This is a genomic window from Aquincola sp. J276, from assembly GCF_024700035.1.
GTDB classification, from domain to species: domain Bacteria; phylum Pseudomonadota; class Gammaproteobacteria; order Burkholderiales; family Burkholderiaceae_C; genus Aquincola; species Aquincola tertiaricarbonis.
The window spans coordinates 1,974,634-1,990,939 of record NZ_JAJONC010000001.1; the positions used below are offsets into that span (position 1 = coordinate 1,974,634).

Here is a 16,306-nt window from a genome sequence, read left to right on the forward strand (position 1 = left end):
GTTGTCAACGGTAAGCAATCGAAAAAGCCCGGTGCATAGAATCCCTCATGGCTGCACCCCACGACGACCCCACCAGCAACAAGCCCGCCGGCGGCAACTTCCTGCGCAGCGTGATCGAGCGCGACCTGGAAGCCGGCACCTACCGCGGCCGCCGCTTCGCCGGCAGCCCGGGCGACGCGGCGCACCAGGCCGCAGGCCAGCCCGACCCGGCGGCCATCCGCACCCGGTTTCCGCCCGAACCCAACGGTTACCTGCACATCGGCCATGCCAAGAGCGTCTGGCTGAACTTCAGCCTGGCGCAGGAGTACGGCGGCGTGTGCCACCTGCGCTTCGACGACACCAATCCCGAGAAGGAAGAGCAGGAGTACGTCGATTCCATCGTCGAGGCGGTGAAGTGGCTGGGCTGGCAGTGGGAAGCCCACGGCACCCAGCACCTGTTCTACGCCAGCAACTACTTCGATCTCATGTACCGCGCGGCCGAGGCGCTGATCGGCGCCGGCCTGGCCTACGTGGACGAGCAGACGCCGGAGCAGATGCGCGTCAACCGCGGCGACTTCAGCCGCCCGGGCACCGACAGTCCCTTCCGCGCACGCAGCCCCGAGGAGAACCTGGCCCGCTTCCGCGAGATGCGCGACGGCCGGCACCCTGACGGCGCGATGGTGCTGCGCGCGAAGATCGACATGGCCTCGCCCAACATCAACCTGCGCGACCCGGCGCTGTACCGCATCAAGCACGCCACGCACCACAACACCGGCGACCGCTGGTGCATCTACCCGATGTACACCTTCGCGCACCCCATCGAGGACGCGCTGGAGAACATCACCCACAGCATCTGCACGCTGGAATTCGAGGACCAGCGGCCGTTCTACGACTGGCTGCTGGAGAACCTGGCCCGGCTGGGCCTGCTGGCCGAGCCGCTGCCCCGGCAGTACGAGTTCGCTCGGCTCAACCTCACCTACGTCATCACCAGCAAGCGCAAGCTGCGCCAGCTGGTGGAAGAGGGCCATGTCACCGGCTGGGACGACCCGCGCATGCCCACGCTGGCCGGCCTGCGCCGCCGCGGCTACACGCCCGAGGCGCTGAAGCTGTTCTGCGAGCGCAGCGGCGTGAGCAAGGCCGGCGGCTGGATCGACTACAGCAACCTCGACATCGCGCTGCGCGACGACCTGGACCCCAAGGCCGCGCGCGCGATGGCGGTGCTGGATCCGCTGAAGCTGCGGCTGACCAACTGGGCCGAGGTGATCGGCGCCGGCCAGACGCTGGACTGCGACGCGCCGGTGCACCCGGCCCAGCCCGAGCGAGGCCGCCGGCAGTTCAGCCTGGGGCCGGAGGTATGGATCGAGCGCGAGGACTTCCAGGCGGTGCCGCCCAAGGGCTACCACCGGCTGTCACCCGGCGCGGTCGTGCGGCTGAAGTACGGCTACGTGGTCAAGTGCACCGGCCATACCGCCGATGCCGACGGCACGGTGACCGAAGTGCAGGCCGAGCTGATTCCCGACACCCGCAGCGGCACCCCGGGGTGCCGACAGCGTCAAGACCAAGGGCGTGATCAGCTGGGTGGGCGCGCACGATGCGCTGGCCGCCGAGGTGCGGCTGTACGACCGGCTGTTCGCCGTGCCGCATCCCGGCGAAGGCGAACTGGCCGCGGAACTGAACCCCGACAGCAAGAAGGTGGTGCAGGCCTACCTGGAGCCGTCGGTGCGCGGCGCCGCGCCGGAGGCCCGCTTCCAGTTCGAGCGCCACGGCTATTTCGTGGCCGACCGCCTCGAGCACACCGCCGGCCAGCCGGTGTTCAACAAGGTGACCGGCCTGAAGGACACCTGGGCCAAATAGTCCAGGCAAGCCTGGCGAGCTAGGCGCCGCGTCAGGCGTCCGGGCGGTTGTCGGCGTCGATGTCCGGGTCGCTGGCATCGACGCTCTCGTCGGCGGCCAGGTCTTCCAGCTCAGCGTCGGCGTCCAGCGACACCGCGTCGTCCAGCGCGTCGGTGCCGCCCAGCGTCTCGATGTGGTCGGTGCCGATGTCGGCGCCCACGGCATCCTCGCCCGGAATGGCCGAGCCGCGTTCGCCGGTGCCGCCGGCATCGCTGTCGCTGCCGTGCACGGCCGGCGTGGCATGCATGAAGTTGCCGTCGTCCGACTCGGTGGCGGCCAGGCGTTCGCCCTGGATGTCGCTGCCGCTGTCCGAGCTGTCGCTGGGGCCGAGGGCGTCGGTGTCGCGGCCTTCGGCCTGCGAGGGGGCCGGCGTGCCGCCAAGAATGCTGCTGGTGCCCATGGGCTGTCTCCTTGGCTGATGAGGACCCCAGCGTAGGCAGCGGGCCTCTGGCCGGCTAGCGGCGGGCCGGCCGCCCGGCTGTCAGCCGGCGCCGACGGCGCTGGGCGCGTCGCTGCGCGCCACCGGCGGCGGCGCCTCGGTGCCGTCGACCCCCTCGTCGCCCACCTCCTCGCCCAGGAAGCCGCCGCTCTGGTGCGCCCACAGCCGCGCATACAGCCCGCCCAGTGCCAGCAGCGTGCGGTGGTCGCCTTCTTCGACGATGCGGCCCTTGTCCAGCACGATCAGCCGGTCCATCGCGGCGATGGTGGACAGCCGGTGCGCGATGGCCACCACCGTCTTGCCCTCCATCAGCCGGTACAGGCTCTGCTGGATGGCGGCCTCCACCTCGGAATCGAGCGCGCTGGTGGCTTCGTCCAGCAGCAGGATGGGCGCGTCCTTGAGCATCACGCGGGCGATGGCGATGCGCTGGCGCTGGCCGCCGGAGAGCTTGACGCCGCGCTCGCCCACATGGGCGTCGTAGCCGCTGCGGCCCTTGGGGTCGGTCAGGCCCAGCACGAAGTCGTGCGCCTCGGCCCGCCGAGCGGCCGAGACCATCGCCGCCTCGTCGGCGTCAGGCCGGCCATACAGGATGTTGTCGCGCACCGAGCGGTGCAGCAGCGCCGTGTCCTGCGTGACCATGCCCACCTGCGCGCGCAGACTGTCCTGGGTGGTCTGCGCGATGTCCTGGCCGTCCACCAGGATGCGGCCCTGCTCCACGTCGTACAGCCGCAGCAGCAGGTTGACGATGGTGCTCTTGCCGGCGCCGGAGCGGCCGACCAGCCCCACCTTCTCGCCGCGGCGGATGTGCAGGTTCAGGTCGTCGATCACACGTTTGTCACCACCGTAGCCGAAGCTCACATGCTCGAAGCGCACTTCGCCGCGGGGCACCTGCAGCGGCCGGGCATCCGGTGCGTCCAGCACGGCGCGCGGCCGGCTGAGCGTGTTGATGCCGTCGCGCACCGTGCCGATGTGCTCGAACAGCGAAGCCATTTCCCACATCACCCAATGCGAGATGCCGTTCAACCGCAGGGCCATCGCCGTGGCAGCCGCCAGCGCACCGACCGTGGCCTGGCCCTGCGTCCACAGGTACAGGGCCACGCCGGCGGTGGCCCCGATCAGCAGCATGCTGAGCGCGTGGTTGACGATCTCGAAGCCGGTCACCAGCCGCATCTGGCCATGCACCGTCACCATGAACTCGCGCATCGCCGAGCGGGCATAACCCGCCTCCCGGTGGCTGTGCGAGAACAGCTTCACCGTGGCGATGTTGGTGTACGCATCGGTGATGCGGCCAGTCATCAGGGAGCGGGCATCGGCCTGCGCCTGCGACACCTTGGCCAGCCGTGGCACGAAGTACCACACCGCGCCGGCATACAGCGCCACCCAGCCGGCGAATGGCAGCACCAGCCAGCCGCTGAAGCTGCCCAGCGTGGCCATGATGGTGACGAAGTAGATTGTCACGAACACCATGAGCTCGCACAGCGTCATCCAGGTGTCGCGCACCGCCAGCGCGGTCTGCATCACCTTGGTGGCGATGCGGCCGGCGAACTCGTCCTGGTAGAAGTTCATGCTCTGGCCGAGCATCAGGCGGTGGAAGTTCCAGCGCAGCAGCATCGGGAAATTGCCGGCCATGCTCTGGTGCTTCAGCGCCGACTGCAGCCCAACCAGGGCCACGCTGCCCGCCATCACGCCGGCCAGCAGCAGCAGGGTGCCGCGCTGCTCGGCCCACAGCCGCTCGGGGGCGGTCGCGGCCAGCCAGTCCACCACGCTTCCCATCATGGCGAACAGCGCCGCCTCGAAGGCGCCGATCAGCCCGCTGGCCAGCGTCATCAGCGCCAGCCAGGGGCGGATGCCGCGGGTGCAATCCCACAGGAAGGCGAAGAAGCGGTGTGGCGGCAGCGGTGGCTCGTTCTCCGGGTACGGATGAACGAGCTTCTCGAAAAAAGTGCAACAAGCGGAGCGCTCCTGGGTGTGGACGGCGTTGCCCGCGGGCGACGGTGGATCCGTCGGCCGGCCCGCCCGGGGCCACGGCGCGCCGGTGGGCGGGCCGCGTGGCGGCACTGCACTGGTGCGGCCAGTGCGACCGCGGTGCGTGTGCAGCCTGCACTTTAAACGCCGCCGCAAAGCGCCGATGACCAGGCCAGCATTCACCCGCCGGAGGGATGGGCGGCGCCCTGCCCGCGGCACAACATCACACCCTTGCCAGCGAACTGCCAACTTTGTCGCGTTTGGCAACGCCGGGGTAGGGGGTGCCGATTCACACCACGGAGGGTTGCGTGGAAGACAATTGCTTGCACAAGCAAGGGAGTAAGGCATGAGGAAATGGCTGGCTGAACTGCTGTCCGGTCTACCAGGCCGCCGCCACGCCCTGGTGCGGGCAGCCCCCACGCAGGTGCATGCCGCGCCGGCTGGCGCGCATGCGCAGCACAGCGTGGCCCAGTTCCCGGCGCCTTCGCTGCCGGCGGACCTGAGCGCCCCTTTCGTGGAATGGCAGCAAGGCGGCGCGCCCTCGCGTGAAACGCCGATGGGCCCGCGCGAGCTGCGCGCCCTGCGCCACCTGGACGCCCTGCTGGCCGAGGACCGCACCCCGGCCGACCTGCTGCCGCGCACGCCTGCCGTCGTGCCGCAGCTGCTCAACCTGCTGCGCCAGGACAACCTGCCGCTGGCCGCGGTGTGCGAACGCGTCGGCAAGGACGTGGTGCTCACCGCCGAAGTGCTGCGCCTGGCCAACACCGCCCACTACCGCCAGCGCGCCGGCCATGCGGTGGCCGACCTGTCGCAGGCCATTGCCGCCCTGGGCAACGACGGCGTGCAGCGCGCCATCGCCCGCGTGGTGCTCAAGCCGCTGTACGACGGCCAGGGCGGCGTGCTGTCCAGCCGCGCCGCCGCGCCGCTGTGGAAGCACGGGGAGCACAAGGCCACGCTGTGCGCCGCGCTGGCCGCGCAACGGGGCATCGAGCCGTTCGAAGGCTACCTGGCCGGCCTGATGCACAACGCCGGCTGGTCCATCGCCTGGCGCGCCTTCGACCGCATGGACGGCGGCGTCTCGGTGCCCTTCAGCCATGCCTTCGTGCAGCAGCTGGTCCTGCGCAAGGACCGGCTGTTCGGCAAGGCCGCCGCCGCCTGGCAGATCAGCACCACCCTCAACGCGCTGGGCGCCGACATCCTGGCCGACGGGCTGGAACCCGCGCGCAGCCCGCTGGCCGCCGCCCTGGCGCTGGCCGACCGCGACGCCACCATCGCCATGCTGGCGCCCACCGTCACGGTCGACCTGAACGCCAGCCAGCTGCTGCAGCCGGCCGCCTGATGCCGGACATCTCGATTCCCCTGCGCGGCGACTACATCACGCTGGACAACCTGCTGAAGGTGGCCGGCATCGCCCACAGCGGCGGGGCTGCCAAGCTGATGGTGGCCGACGGCCTGGTGCAGGTGGACGGCGCGGTGGAGTTGCGCAAGACGGCCAAGATTCGCGCCGGCCAGCAGGTGCAGGTGGGCGACGAGCGCATCCTCGTCACCACCGCCCTGCCCGAGCTGCCCGAACAGGGCGGCTAGCTAGAACACCACCACCTGCCGCACCGCCCGGCCCTCGTGCAGGCGGTCGAAGCCCTCGTTGATCTCCTCCAGCCGCAGCCGGCCGCTGAGCAGCCGGTCCACCGGCAAGCGGCCCTGGCGGTACAGCGCCATGTAGCGCGGAATGTCGCGCGACGGCACGCAGGTGCCGATGTAGCTGCCCCGCAGCGTGCGCTCCTCGGCCACCAGGCTCACCGCCGGCAGCCCGAAGGCCGCGCCCGGCGGCGGCAGGCCGGCGGTGACGGTGGTGCCGCCACGGCGGGTGATGCGCCAGGCCAGGTCCAGCGCCCGCACCGCGCCGGCGAACTCGAAGGCGTATTCCACGCCGCCATCGCTCAGCGCCTTCACCTGCTCGGCCGCATCGGCGGCGGCGGCATTCACCGCATGGGTGGCGCCCAGGCGCATCGCCTCCTCCAGCTTGGCATCCGACAGGTCGATCGCCACGATCTGCCGTGCACCGGCCGCATGCGCGCCCAGCACCGCGGCCAGCCCCACGCCGCCCAGGCCGATGACGGCGGTGGAGGCACCCGCGCTCACCTTGGCGGTGTTGACCACCGCGCCCACGCCGGTGAGCACCGCGCAGCCGAACAGCGCCGCCTCGTCCAGCGGCACCTGCGGGTCGACCTTGACGAGCGAGCGGCGCGAGACCACGGCGTACTCGGCGAACACCGAGCAGCCCAGGTGGTGGTTCAGCGCCCGGCCGTCCTCGTCGGCCAGCCGGCGTTCGCCGGACAGCAGCGTGCCGGCGCCGTTGGCCGCCGCGCCGGGCTCGCACAGCGCCGGCCGGCCTTCGGCACACGGCGCGCAGTGGCCGCAGCTGGGCACGAAGACCACCACCACGTGGTCGCCCACGGCCAAGTCGCGCACGCCGGTGCCCAGGGCTTCCACGATGCCGGCCGCCTCATGGCCCAGCGCCATCGGCATCGGCCGCGGCCGGTCGCCGTTGATGACCGAGAGGTCGGAGTGGCACAGCCCGGCGGCGGCGATCTTCACCAGCACTTCGTCGGGCCCCGGCGGGGCCAGTTCCACCTGGCGGATGGCCAGCGGCCTGGACCGGGCATACGGCGGCTCGGCTCCCATGTGCTCGAGCACTGCGGCGCGAATCTTCATCGTGTCTCCTCGATTGGGGAGCCACGAGTGTGCTACGTCCCACGCGGCCGCCGCAGCCAGTCGATGATGAGCACGCAGGTCAGCAGCCAGGCGGTGCCCGAGGCGAGGCCGGCCGCCACGTCGCTGGCCCAGTGCACCTGCAGCATCACGCGGCTGACGCCGATGGTGAACACCAGCGCCGCGGCCACGGCCACGATGGGCGCATGCCAGTGGCGCGGCGTGCTGCGCAGCAGCAGCCAGGCCAGCATGCCGTACACCACCGCCGAGCCCGCGCTGTGGCCGCTGGGGAAGCTGTAGCCGTCGGCCACCACGCCCACGCCATGCTCGTGCGGCGGGCGCACGCGCTCGAACACCGACTTCAGCACCCGGTTGAGCATGCCGCCGCCGCCGGTGACCAGCCCGAAGGCCAGCGCCATGCGCCAGCGCCGCTGCCACAGCAGCCAGCCGATGGCGGCGAGGCTCACCAGCGTGAGCATGATCACGTCGCCCAGGTGGGTGATCGTCGCGAACACCCGCAGCACCGCCGGCGCCAGCGTCTGCGCCAGGCGCCCGGCCACCGCCTCGTCGAAGCGGCCCAGGCCTTCGCCGTCGCCCATCTCGTCGGCCAGCTCGGCGAAGGCGGTGGCCGCGGCCACGATGCCCAGCGCACCCAGGCCCAGGCGCAGCACCAGCTGCATCGGCGGCATCGGCCGGCCGGGCTGGTGCGGATGCACCACGCGACGCAGCAGCAGCCAGCCGCCGCCGGCCAGCAGCATCACCGCCAGCAGGCCGGCAAAGTACAAGGGCAGCGCATGGTCGGCCGCCTGCAGGCCCAGCCGCACGGCCGGGTCGGAAACATCGAGCGTCATGCCGCTTGCGAGCGCGAGAGCGCCAGTTGGTTCACCGACACCGGCGCGAAGCGGCCGCTGGCGGCATCGAAGTCCCAGCGCTCCACCAGCGCACCGTGGGCGCCGGGGCCCACGCGACGGATGAGGTTCACCGAATTGCCGGCCTCGTGCCGCACGCGGCTGGACAGGGCGGTGCCCGCCTGCACCGCCCACAGGTGGCGCGGCAGGCCGGGCTGCGCCTCGTGCAGCGGCAGCACATAGGGCAGGTGGATGTGGCCGCCCATCACGATGTCGGCGCCGGCACGGGCCCAGCTGTCGATGGCGGCCTGGCGGTTGTGCAGCAGGTTGCCGGCGTCCTCCTGCCGGCACACGGCGATGGGCTGGTGCAGCACCACCACCCGCACCTGCCCCGGCCCGGCGCGGCGCAGCAGGCCGGCGGTGCGCTCGATCTGCGCGGCCGACACCTCGCCGTCCTTGTGACGCCGGCGGCGCGTGGTCTTCACGCCGATCACCAGCCAGTGCGCGCCGCTGTGCACCGGCTCCAGCTCGCGGCCGAAGGCACGCTGGTGGTTGGCATAGGGCCAGAAGGCACGCGCCAGCAGGTTGAACAGCGGGATGTCGTGGTTGCCGGGCACCACCACCGCGGGCACCGGGCCCAGGCGCTGCATGAACAGCCGGGCCGCCTCGAACTGCGACGGCCGCGCCCGCTGGGTGATGTCGCCGGACAGCACCACCACGTCGGGCGCCTGTTCCCGGGCCAGCTGCAGCAGCGCCTGCGCCACCTGCGGCTGCTCGGTGCCGAAGTGCGGGTCGGAGATCTGCAGCAGGCCGGTCATGCCGGTGGGGCCGGCGGCGGCCGGAGCTTCATCAGGGGCAGCGCATGCGGCGACACGGAAAAGCGCAGCGGCGCGCGCATCTCGAACAGCTCGCCGTCCATCGCCACGCGCACGGTGCCGCGGCGGCGTGGCGCGGCCGGGCGTACCGACAGGCTCTCGAAGGCGAAGCTCTGCACGTCCTCCGCCTCGCCCAGCCGGCCCAGCGCACCCTGCAGCATCAGCCCCAGCAGGTTGAGGGTGCTTACCGGCCGCAGCATCACCGCGGCGAGCTGGCCATCGCCGGTGACCGGCGCCTCGGGCAGGCCGATCTGCGCCATCTGCAGCGGGTTGTTGCCGACGAAGAGCGTGAGCGTGCGCACCTGGCGCGTCTCGCCGCCGCACTGCATCTCCAGCCGCAGCGGCCGGTGCGCCCGAGAGACGGTGACCACTGCCGACCACAGCGCCACCAGGCGGCTGCGGCCGTAGCGCTGCTTGTAGGCCTCGCGGTCTTCCAGCAGCTGCGGATACAGGCCCACGCTGGCATTGACGAGGAAGGCGCGGCCGTTGACCTGGCCCACCTGCACCGGCTCCACCTGCGCATCCAGCAGGGCGCGGGTGGCGATCTCGGTGTCTGCCGGGATGCCATGGGCGCGGCCGAAGTAGTTGAAGGTGCCCTGCGGCAGCACGCCGAAGGCGCAATCGCGGCCGAGCACGGCCTGCACCACCGAGTTGATCGTGCCGTCGCCGCCGGCGGCCACCACGATGCCGCGGTGCTGGCAAGCCAGGTCCACCGCGCGGGCGGCCAGGTCGGACACGCTGGCGCCGTGGTCGCGCACCATCACCTCGTGGCGGCGTCCGGCTTGGCCGAGCACACGCTCGATGGTGGCGCGGGTTTCCTGCGCGTCGCCGCGACCGGAGCCGGCATTGAGCACGACATAGAGGGGCGCATCGCGGTCGGGCTGGATCACGAAGGGTCTCGGGCTGCTCAAGGGAGGCCCAGGATAGCGGGCGCCCCGGCCGGCGGCTGTCGGCTCGCGGCGCTTGTGCGGCAGCGGCGCGCGCCTACACGGCAGCGCGGTTACACGCCCACGTAGCGCTGCCACACCTCGGGCTGCGCGGCCAGCGCCGCGGAGTCGCCCTGCCACACCACGCGCCCGCGCTCGATCACCGTGTGCCGGTTGCCCAGGGCCAGCAGCCGCTGTACGTACTTGTCGATGACGAGGATGCTCTGGCCTTGCGCGCGCAGCGCCTGCAGGCAGCGCCAGATCTCCTCTCGCACCAGCGGCGCCAGGCCCTCGGTGGCCTCGTCCAGGATCAGCAGGTGCGGATTGGTCATCAACGCCCGGCCGATAGCCAGCATCTGCTGCTCGCCGCCCGACAGCTGGTGGCCCATGTGCCGCCAGCGTTCGGCCAGCCGCGGGAACAGGGCCACCACGCGGTCCAGCGTCCACGGCTCGCGCGCGGCATGCCGGTCGGCCGCGAAGGCCCGCAGGTTCTCCGCCACCGTCAGGTTGCCGAAGATCTGCCGGCCCTCGGGCACCAGGGCCAGGCCCATGCGGGCAATGCGGTCGGGGCTCAGGTGCTGGATGGGCTCACCCAGGAAGCGCACGCTGCCCGCGCGTGCCGGCGTCAGCCCCATCAGCGTGCGCACCGTGGTGGTCTTGCCCATGCCGTTGCGGCCCAGCAGGGTGGCCACGTCGCCGGGCTCGATGCGCAGGTGCAGATCGAACAGCACCTGGCTGCTGCCGTAGGCCGTCTGCAGGCCTTCGGCCTCCAGCAAGGGGCCTGAGGCACCGGAAGCGCCGCTGGCGGGCGGGCGGGGCGCGGCGCTCACGGCATCACCTCGTCCCCCAGGTACGCACGGCGCACTTCCGGGTGTTCGCGGATCTGCTGCGGCGTGCCGCTGGCGATCACGCGGCCGGCCACCAGGGTGCTGATGCGGTCGGCCAGCTGGAAGACGGCGTCCATGTCGTGCTCCACCAGCAGCATGGCCACCTCGCCGCGCAGGGACTGCAGCAGCGCCACCATGCGCTGCGATTCGTCGCCGCCCATGCCGGCCATCGGCTCGTCCAGCAGCAGCAGCCGCGGCCGGGTGGCCAGTGCCAGGCCGACCTCCAGCTGGCGCTGCTCGCCATGGGCCAGGGCGCCGGCCCGCTGCTGCAGCCGTGCGCCCAGGCCCACCCGCCGCGCCACCTCGGCCGCGGCCTCGAAGCGCCGCCGCTCGGCACGCGCCGGGCGCCAGAACGGCAGCCGCTCCGCCGGCGGCAGGCGCACCGCCAGCGCCAGGTTGTCCAGCACGCTGAGCCGCCCGAAGATGCTGGTGACCTGGTAGCTGCGCACCAGCCCGCGCCCCACCCGCAGCGGCATCGGCAGCCGGGTGATGTCCTCGCCGGCCAGCTCGATGCGGCCGGCATCCGGCGCCAGCGCGCCGGACAGCTGCTGGATCAGCGTGGTCTTGCCCGCACCGTTGGGGCCGATCAGCGCATGGATCTCGCCGGCATGCACCGCCAGCGACGCCTGGTCGGTGGCGGTGAGCCCGCCGAAGCGCTTGACCAGCCCCTGCACCTGCAGCAGCGGCACGGTCACCGGGGCACCCTCCCGCTGCGCGGGATCCCGCCGGGCGGGAGGAGCGCCGCCTTCGGGCGGCCAGGCGGCGGCGCTCAGTGGGGCACCCTCCCGCTGCGCGGGATCCCGCCGGGCGGGAGGAGCGCCGCCTTCGGGCGGCCAGGCGGCGGCGCTCAGTGGGGCACCCTCCCGCTGCGCGGGATCCCGCCGGGCGGGAGGAGCGCCGCCTTCGGGCGGCCGGGCGGCGGCGCTCATGCCCGGCTCCGCCGGCGCAGCAGGCTCATCAGGCCGTTGGGGGCGCCCAGCACCACCGCCAGCAGCGCCGCGCCCAGGCCGAACTGCCAGTGGATGGTGAAGCCGGCCAGCACTTCCTCCAACAGCAGGAACACCACCGCGCCGACGACGCCGCCCCACAGGTGGCCCACGCCGCCCAGGATCACCATGATCATCAGCATGCCGGACTGGCTCCACTGCAGCAGCGACGGGCTGACGAAGCTGCTCTGGTTGGCCAGCAGCGCACCGGCCAGGCCGGCCAGGCCGCCGGCCAGCGTAAAGGCCGCCAGCCGCGTGCGCAGCGGCGAATGGCCGATGGCGGCCATGCGCACCTCGTTCTCGCGCAGCGCCTGCAGCGTGTGGCCGAAGCGGGTGTTGAGCAGGCGCTGCATCAGCACGAAGCAGGCGGCGGCCACTGCCAGCACCACGAAGTAGAAGTGGCGGTCGTCGGCCAGGTCGATGCCCAGCCCGGCCGCGCCCAGCGTGGAGCGGCCGGCCAGCGGCAGCCCGTCCTCGCCGCCATAGGCCTTCAGCGACACCATCAGGTAGTACAGCATCTGGGCGAAGGCCAGCGTGATCATGATGAAGTACACGCCGCGGGTGCGCAGGCTGATGGCGCCCACCACCGCTGCCGCCGCCGCGCTGGCGGCCACCGCGGCAGGCCAGGCGATCCAGGCCGAGGCGATGCCCTCCTGCATCAGGATGCCCACCGCATAGGCGCCGATGCCGACGAAGGCCGCATGGCCGAAGCTGACCAGGCCGCCGAAGCCGAGGATCAGGTTCAGGCTGCTGGCAGCCAGCGCGAAGATGAGGATGCGGCTGGCCAGGCCGATGTAGAAGTCCTGCCCCAGCGCCGTGGCGATGGCCGGCAGCGCCAGCAGCAGCGCCAGCACCGGCAGCGCAGTGCGCGCGGGCAGCGGATGGTCCAGCAGGCCGGGCAGCGGGCGGACGTCGGTGGAAGCGTCGGGTGCGGCGGGTACGGCGGGCGGTGCGGTCATGCCGGCATTGTGTGCATGCCGTCGTCAGCCCTGCGCCGCGGCCAGCGCGCCCAGGGTGCGCAGGGCCTGCTCCGCCTGGCGGGTGACGAGGTGGCCGCAGCTGATGCGCACGTAGCGGTCGTAGCGGTGGCTGTTGGAGAACAGCGTGCCGGGCACGGTGCGGATGCCCTGCTGCAGCGCCGCCTCGAACAGCGCATGGGCATCGGCGCCCGGCGGCAGTTCCACCCACAGCAGCATGCCGCCCGGCGGCAGGCTGAGCCGCGTGCCCGCTGGAAACCAGGCGGCGATGCCCTCGGCGATGCGCTCGCGCTGCTGCCGCACCTGCCGGCGCAGCCGCGCCAGGTGGCGCTCGTAGGCACTGCTGGCCATGAATTCGGCCATGGTGAGCTGTGGCAGCGCCTCGTTGGCGCGGCTCTGCGCGTACTTCAGCATGCGGATGCGCGCATGCCAGCGGCCGCCGCTCACCCAGCCCAGCCGCAGCCCCGGCGCGATCGTCTTGCGCAGCGAGACGCAGCGGATCACGTTGCCGCTGCGGTCCCAGGCCTTGAGCGCGCGCAGCGGCACGTCGTCGTTGCCCAGCGCGCCGTAGGTGTCGTCCTCGATCAGCGGCACCTGGTGCTGCTCGCACAGCGCCACCAGGCGGGCCTTGTCGGCATCGGGCATCACGCTGCCCAGCGGATTCTGGTGGTCGGGGCCGGTGACCACCGCCTTGATGCCGGGCTGGGTGTCGAAAGCCAGCGCCAGCGCCTCGATCGACAGCCCGGTGTTCGGGCTGCACGGAATCTCCAGCGCGCGCAGGCCCAGGCTTTCCAGCACCTGCAGCAGGCCGTAGTAGGTGGGCGACTCCACCGCCACCACGTCGCCCGGTTGCGCCACCGCGCGCAGGGCCACGTTCAGCGCCTCGATGCAGCCGTGGGTGATGGTGATGTCGTCCGGCGAGAGCTGCATGCCGCCGTCCAGCGCCCGGCGCGCGATGGCGGTGCGCAGCGCCAGCTCGCCGGCGGCATCGGCCGGGCGCACCAGCAGGTCGGGCTGGCGGCGCAGCGCACGGATGGCGGCGGCCTTCAGCGCCTCGCCGGGGTAGGCCTCGGCCGCGGCATAGGTGGCGCCAAAGTCCACCTGGGCCGGGCAGCCCTCGCTGCGCGCCACGAAGGCCGACACCCGGTCGTGGATGCCCACGTACTGCGCGGGATCGGGCGCGCGTGCGAAGTCGGGCTCGCTGGCCGGCGGCATGCCGCCGCGGCGCGGCACGCGCACGAAATAGCCGGAGCGCGGCCGCGCCTCCAGCAGGCCTTCGTCCTCCAGCCGGCGGCAGGCCTGCAGCGCGGTGGACAGGCTCACCTGGTGCAGCCGCTGCAGGCTGCGCACCGAGGGCATGCGCTCGCCGGCCGGCATCAGGCCGGAACGGATGGCGCCGCGGTAATGCTGGGCGATGCGCTGGTACAGCGGGTCGGCGGGGGCGGCTACTTCCATGCGCCGATGATGCCGCGCACCGCGGCCGGCCCACCAGAACAGATCGGGCCGCAAGCCACCGGAACAGCCGCCCGTGCACGCCGGCTGATACGGAACAGATGCCGTCCGCCTGTGCCTGTTGCGCCCTGGCCGGTCTGCCTACGCTGGAGGCCTCGAACGACCCACCCGCCACCCGCCCAGGAGGACCTTGCCATGCGCCATTCCATCCACCCTCGCCAGACCCTGCCGCTGCAGCGCGGCGAAGGCCGCTGGCTGCCGGCCGGCCGCGGGCTGCAGGTCCTGGTGCAGCACGGCAGCGTGTGCTGCCGGGGCACGCCACAATGGCCCGCGACCGGCGGCGCAGTGCAGCGGCTGGCCGACGGCGAGGCCGGTGTGCTGCGCGGCTGGACCTGGCTGCAGGCCGAGCGCTCCAGCCTGCTGCTGCTGATGCACCCGCCAGGCCACGCCGCGCTGTGGCACGAGGCGGCACGGTCGCTGCAGCAGGCGCTGCGCAGCCTGGGCCGGGCCGCCGTGGCCAGCCTGCGGCAGGCACCGGATGCCGGCCTGCGCTGACCCTTTCCGCATCACCACCCCACCCAAGCCATGCTGAACTTCAACGACATCCAGGCCGCCGCCGGCCGGCTGCGCGGCGTTGCCCACCGCACGCCCGTGATCCACTCGCACACGCTCGACGAGCTGCTGGGCGCCCAGGTCTACCTGAAGGCCGAGAACCTGCAGCGCATGGGCGCCTTCAAGTTCCGCGGCGGCTTCAATGCGGTGAACGTGTTGACCGACGAGCAGCGCGCCAAGGGCGTGGTGGCCTTCTCGTCGGGCAACCATGCGCAGGCGGTGGCGCTGGCCGCGCGCCTGCACGGCTGCAAGGCCACCATCGTGATGCCGCACGACAGCCCCACGCTGAAGCTGGCCGCCACCCGCGGCTACGGCGCCGAGGTGGTGATCTACGACCGCTACAAGGAAGACCGCGCCGCCATCGCCCGCGCGCTGGTGGCCGACACCGGGGCCGCGCTGATCCCGCCGTTCGACCACATTCCGGTGATGGCCGGCCAGGGCACCGCGGCGCTGGAGCTGATCGAGGACGCCGGCCACCTCGATGCACTGATCGTCTGTGCCGGCGGCGGCGGCTTCCTGTCGGGCTGCACCGTCGCGGCCAAGCACCTGCTGCCGGACATCCAAGTGTTCGGCGCCGAGCCCGAGCGCGGCAACGACATGCAGCAGTCGCTGCGCCAGGGCGAGATCGTGCACATCGACGTGCCCCGCACCATCTGCGACGGCCAGCAGACCCAGGCCGTGGGCGTGGAGCCGTTCAAGGTGATCCAGGCGCTGGTGACCGACGTGCTGACCGTGCCCGACCCGGTGGTGGTGGAGGCGATGCGCTTCGTGTTCGAGCGGCTGAAGCTGGTGGTGGAGCCTTCCGGCGCCTGCGCACTGGCCGCGCTGATGCAGCACCGCGAGCGCTTCGCCGGCCGCCGCGTGGGCGTCACGCTGTCGGGCGGCAACATCGGCATCGACCGCTTCATCGCGCTGATGACCGGCGCCGAGCAGGTGGATTGAGCCTCGCGGGGCGGGCGCCCGCATAGACTTTGCGCCGGGCCACCGCTGGGGTGGCCGCCAAGGTCCCGCGATGCTGATGCCCGTGATTCCGCTGTACCGCACCGATGCCGTACCGCATCCACAGGCCCAGGTGTGCGTGGCCTGCGAGGTGCGCCAGGCTGCCCTCTTCGGCGCGCTGGACGACGCCGGCCTGGCGCGCATCCACGAGCACATCCCGTCCACCGAATGGGCCCCGGACGCGGTGCTGTGGCGTCGCGGTGAACGCGGCAGCGCCGCCTACACCCTGCGCAGCGGCATCGTGCGCTTCGAGCGCATCACCTCGTCGGGCGAGCGACGCATCGTGCGGCTGGCTGGCCGCGGCGACCTGATCGGCCAGCAGGCACTGCTGGGCGAGGCCTATGCGGATGAAGCCGTGGCCTGCACGCCGGTGCGCATGTGCCGGCTGCCGGCGCCGATGATCCAGCGCATGGGCGCCGAGGAGCCGGCACTGCTGCAGGAGCTGATGCGCCGCTGGCAGCGCGCGGTCGACGAGGCCGAAGGCTGGCTGGCCGAGCTGACCACCGGCCCGGCGCGCCGCCGGCTGCTGCGCCTGCTCGACCGCCTGGCCGCCGATGCCGAGCCCGGCGCCCTGCTGTGGATGCCCCGCCGCGACGAGATCGGCGACATGCTCAACATGACGGTGGAAACCGCCAGCCGCGTGGTGAGCCAGCTGCGCCGCGAAGGCGTGCTGACGCTGCAGGGCCCGCGCAACGCCACCGTGGAAGCGGCAGCGCTGCGGGCGGCGCTGGAGGCGGAGGACGCGGGCTGAGCCTCGCT

Annotated in this window: 15 protein-coding genes and 1 pseudogene; 6 read left to right on the forward strand and 10 right to left on the reverse strand. The window is 72.5% G+C overall.

Going from position 1 to position 16,306, the window contains the following annotated elements; all coding sequences use genetic code 11:
• Positions 1–47 precede the first annotated feature (47 nt).
• Positions 48–1,833 (forward strand): annotated as a pseudogene (locus tag LRS14_RS09045) (glutamine--tRNA ligase/YqeY domain fusion protein).
• Positions 1,834–1,864: 31 nt separating this feature from the next.
• On the opposite strand, the gene LRS14_RS09050 reads toward LRS14_RS09045, so the two are convergent.
• Positions 1,865–2,272, reverse strand: coding sequence for a hypothetical protein (locus LRS14_RS09050; RefSeq protein ID WP_257799329.1), 408 nt, complete (start codon positions 2,270–2,272; stop codon positions 1,865–1,867).
• An 81-nt stretch (positions 2,273–2,353) separates the two neighbouring features.
• Positions 2,354–4,138, reverse strand: a complete 1,785-nt coding sequence (locus LRS14_RS09055) for an ABC transporter ATP-binding protein (RefSeq protein ID WP_310740815.1) — start codon at positions 4,136–4,138, stop codon at positions 2,354–2,356.
• Between the two features lie 484 nt (positions 4,139–4,622).
• Between LRS14_RS09055 and LRS14_RS09060 the strand changes: the two genes are divergently transcribed.
• Both LRS14_RS09060 and LRS14_RS09065 read left to right on the forward strand, forming a co-directional pair.
• Positions 4,623–5,615 carry an HDOD domain-containing protein gene (locus LRS14_RS09060; protein ID WP_257799330.1) on the forward strand — a complete coding sequence of 331 codons (993 nt, stop codon included), beginning with the start codon at positions 4,623–4,625 and terminating at the stop codon, positions 5,613–5,615.
• Positions 5,615–5,860: an RNA-binding S4 domain-containing protein gene (locus LRS14_RS09065; protein ID WP_046111659.1), complete on the forward strand. Its 246-nt coding sequence runs from the start codon at positions 5,615–5,617 to the stop codon at positions 5,858–5,860. The genes LRS14_RS09060 and LRS14_RS09065 overlap by 1 nt, the downstream gene beginning before the upstream one ends.
• Here LRS14_RS09065 and LRS14_RS09070 read toward each other — a convergent pair whose 3' ends face one another.
• The 8 genes from LRS14_RS09070 to LRS14_RS09105 all read right to left on the reverse strand — a co-directional run bounded on the left by LRS14_RS09070 (position 5,861) and on the right by LRS14_RS09105 (position 13,939).
• The gene (locus LRS14_RS09070) at positions 5,861–6,988 is read right to left on the reverse strand and encodes a zinc-dependent alcohol dehydrogenase family protein (RefSeq protein WP_257799331.1); all 1,128 of its coding nucleotides are present in this window, start codon (positions 6,986–6,988) and stop codon (positions 5,861–5,863) included.
• A 32-nt stretch (positions 6,989–7,020) separates the two neighbouring features.
• Complete coding sequence (locus LRS14_RS09075; protein WP_046111657.1) at positions 7,021–7,836, reverse strand: phosphatase PAP2 family protein; 816 nt, start codon at positions 7,834–7,836, stop codon at positions 7,021–7,023.
• A complete protein-coding gene (locus tag LRS14_RS09080) occupies positions 7,833–8,651 on the reverse strand; it encodes a metallophosphoesterase (protein WP_046111656.1) in 819 nt (272 codons plus the stop codon). Before LRS14_RS09080 ends, LRS14_RS09075 begins: the two co-directional genes overlap by 4 nt.
• Positions 8,648–9,619, reverse strand: coding sequence for a diacylglycerol kinase family protein (locus tag LRS14_RS09085; protein WP_232315264.1), 972 nt, complete (start codon positions 9,617–9,619; stop codon positions 8,648–8,650). Before LRS14_RS09085 ends, LRS14_RS09080 begins: the two co-directional genes overlap by 4 nt.
• Positions 9,620–9,708: 89 nt before the next feature.
• Positions 9,709–10,464 (reverse strand): ABC transporter ATP-binding protein, encoded by a 756-nt coding sequence (locus tag LRS14_RS09090; RefSeq protein ID WP_257799332.1) that lies wholly within the window; start codon positions 10,462–10,464, stop codon positions 9,709–9,711.
• Positions 10,461–11,216 carry an ABC transporter ATP-binding protein gene (locus tag LRS14_RS09095; protein ID WP_257799333.1) on the reverse strand — a complete coding sequence of 252 codons (756 nt, stop codon included), beginning with the start codon at positions 11,214–11,216 and terminating at the stop codon, positions 10,461–10,463. Before LRS14_RS09095 ends, LRS14_RS09090 begins: the two co-directional genes overlap by 4 nt.
• Before the next feature lie 230 nt (positions 11,217–11,446).
• Positions 11,447–12,466 (reverse strand): branched-chain amino acid ABC transporter permease, encoded by a 1,020-nt coding sequence (locus LRS14_RS09100; protein WP_083440356.1) that lies wholly within the window; start codon positions 12,464–12,466, stop codon positions 11,447–11,449.
• 24 nt (positions 12,467–12,490) lie between these two features.
• Complete coding sequence (locus tag LRS14_RS09105; RefSeq protein ID WP_257799334.1) at positions 12,491–13,939, reverse strand: PLP-dependent aminotransferase family protein; 1,449 nt, start codon at positions 13,937–13,939, stop codon at positions 12,491–12,493.
• 192 nt (positions 13,940–14,131) lie between these two features.
• Here LRS14_RS09105 and LRS14_RS09110 point away from each other — a divergent pair, with 192 nt between their 5' ends.
• From LRS14_RS09110 to LRS14_RS09120, 3 genes are all read left to right on the forward strand, one after another.
• Positions 14,132–14,491 carry a hypothetical protein gene (locus LRS14_RS09110; protein WP_257799335.1) on the forward strand — a complete coding sequence of 120 codons (360 nt, stop codon included), beginning with the start codon at positions 14,132–14,134 and terminating at the stop codon, positions 14,489–14,491.
• A 30-nt stretch (positions 14,492–14,521) separates the two neighbouring features.
• A complete protein-coding gene (locus LRS14_RS09115) occupies positions 14,522–15,490 on the forward strand; it encodes a threo-3-hydroxy-L-aspartate ammonia-lyase (protein WP_257799336.1) in 969 nt (322 codons plus the stop codon).
• A gap of 70 nt (positions 15,491–15,560) precedes the next feature.
• Positions 15,561–16,298 (forward strand): Crp/Fnr family transcriptional regulator, encoded by a 738-nt coding sequence (locus LRS14_RS09120; RefSeq protein WP_052736087.1) that lies wholly within the window; start codon positions 15,561–15,563, stop codon positions 16,296–16,298.
• Positions 16,299–16,306 lie beyond the last annotated feature (8 nt).

What these genes read in the sequence shown, in the direction of transcription:
- LRS14_RS09050 (WP_257799329.1), bottom strand. Translation starts at nt 2,272, where the DNA reads ATGGGCACCAGCAGCATTCTTGGCGGCACGCCGGCCCCCTCGCAGGCC.
- LRS14_RS09055 (WP_310740815.1), bottom strand. Translation starts at nt 4,138, where the DNA reads ATGACGCTGGCCAGCGGGCTGATCGGCGCCTTCGAGGCGGCGCTGTTC.
- LRS14_RS09060 (WP_257799330.1), top strand. Translation starts at nt 4,623, where the DNA reads ATGAGGAAATGGCTGGCTGAACTGCTGTCCGGTCTACCAGGCCGCCGC.
- LRS14_RS09065 (WP_046111659.1), top strand. Translation starts at nt 5,615, where the DNA reads ATGCCGGACATCTCGATTCCCCTGCGCGGCGACTACATCACGCTGGAC.
- LRS14_RS09070 (WP_257799331.1), bottom strand. Translation starts at nt 6,988, where the DNA reads ATGAAGATTCGCGCCGCAGTGCTCGAGCACATGGGAGCCGAGCCGCCG.
- LRS14_RS09075 (WP_046111657.1), bottom strand. Translation starts at nt 7,836, where the DNA reads ATGACGCTCGATGTTTCCGACCCGGCCGTGCGGCTGGGCCTGCAGGCG.
- LRS14_RS09080 (WP_046111656.1), bottom strand. Translation starts at nt 8,651, where the DNA reads ATGACCGGCCTGCTGCAGATCTCCGACCCGCACTTCGGCACCGAGCAG.
- LRS14_RS09100 (WP_083440356.1), bottom strand. Translation starts at nt 12,466, where the DNA reads ATGACCGCACCGCCCGCCGTACCCGCCGCACCCGACGCTTCCACCGAC.
- LRS14_RS09105 (WP_257799334.1), bottom strand. Translation starts at nt 13,939, where the DNA reads ATGGAAGTAGCCGCCCCCGCCGACCCGCTGTACCAGCGCATCGCCCAG.
- LRS14_RS09110 (WP_257799335.1), top strand. Translation starts at nt 14,132, where the DNA reads ATGCGCCATTCCATCCACCCTCGCCAGACCCTGCCGCTGCAGCGCGGC.
- LRS14_RS09115 (WP_257799336.1), top strand. Translation starts at nt 14,522, where the DNA reads ATGCTGAACTTCAACGACATCCAGGCCGCCGCCGGCCGGCTGCGCGGC.
- LRS14_RS09120 (WP_052736087.1), top strand. Translation starts at nt 15,561, where the DNA reads ATGCTGATGCCCGTGATTCCGCTGTACCGCACCGATGCCGTACCGCAT.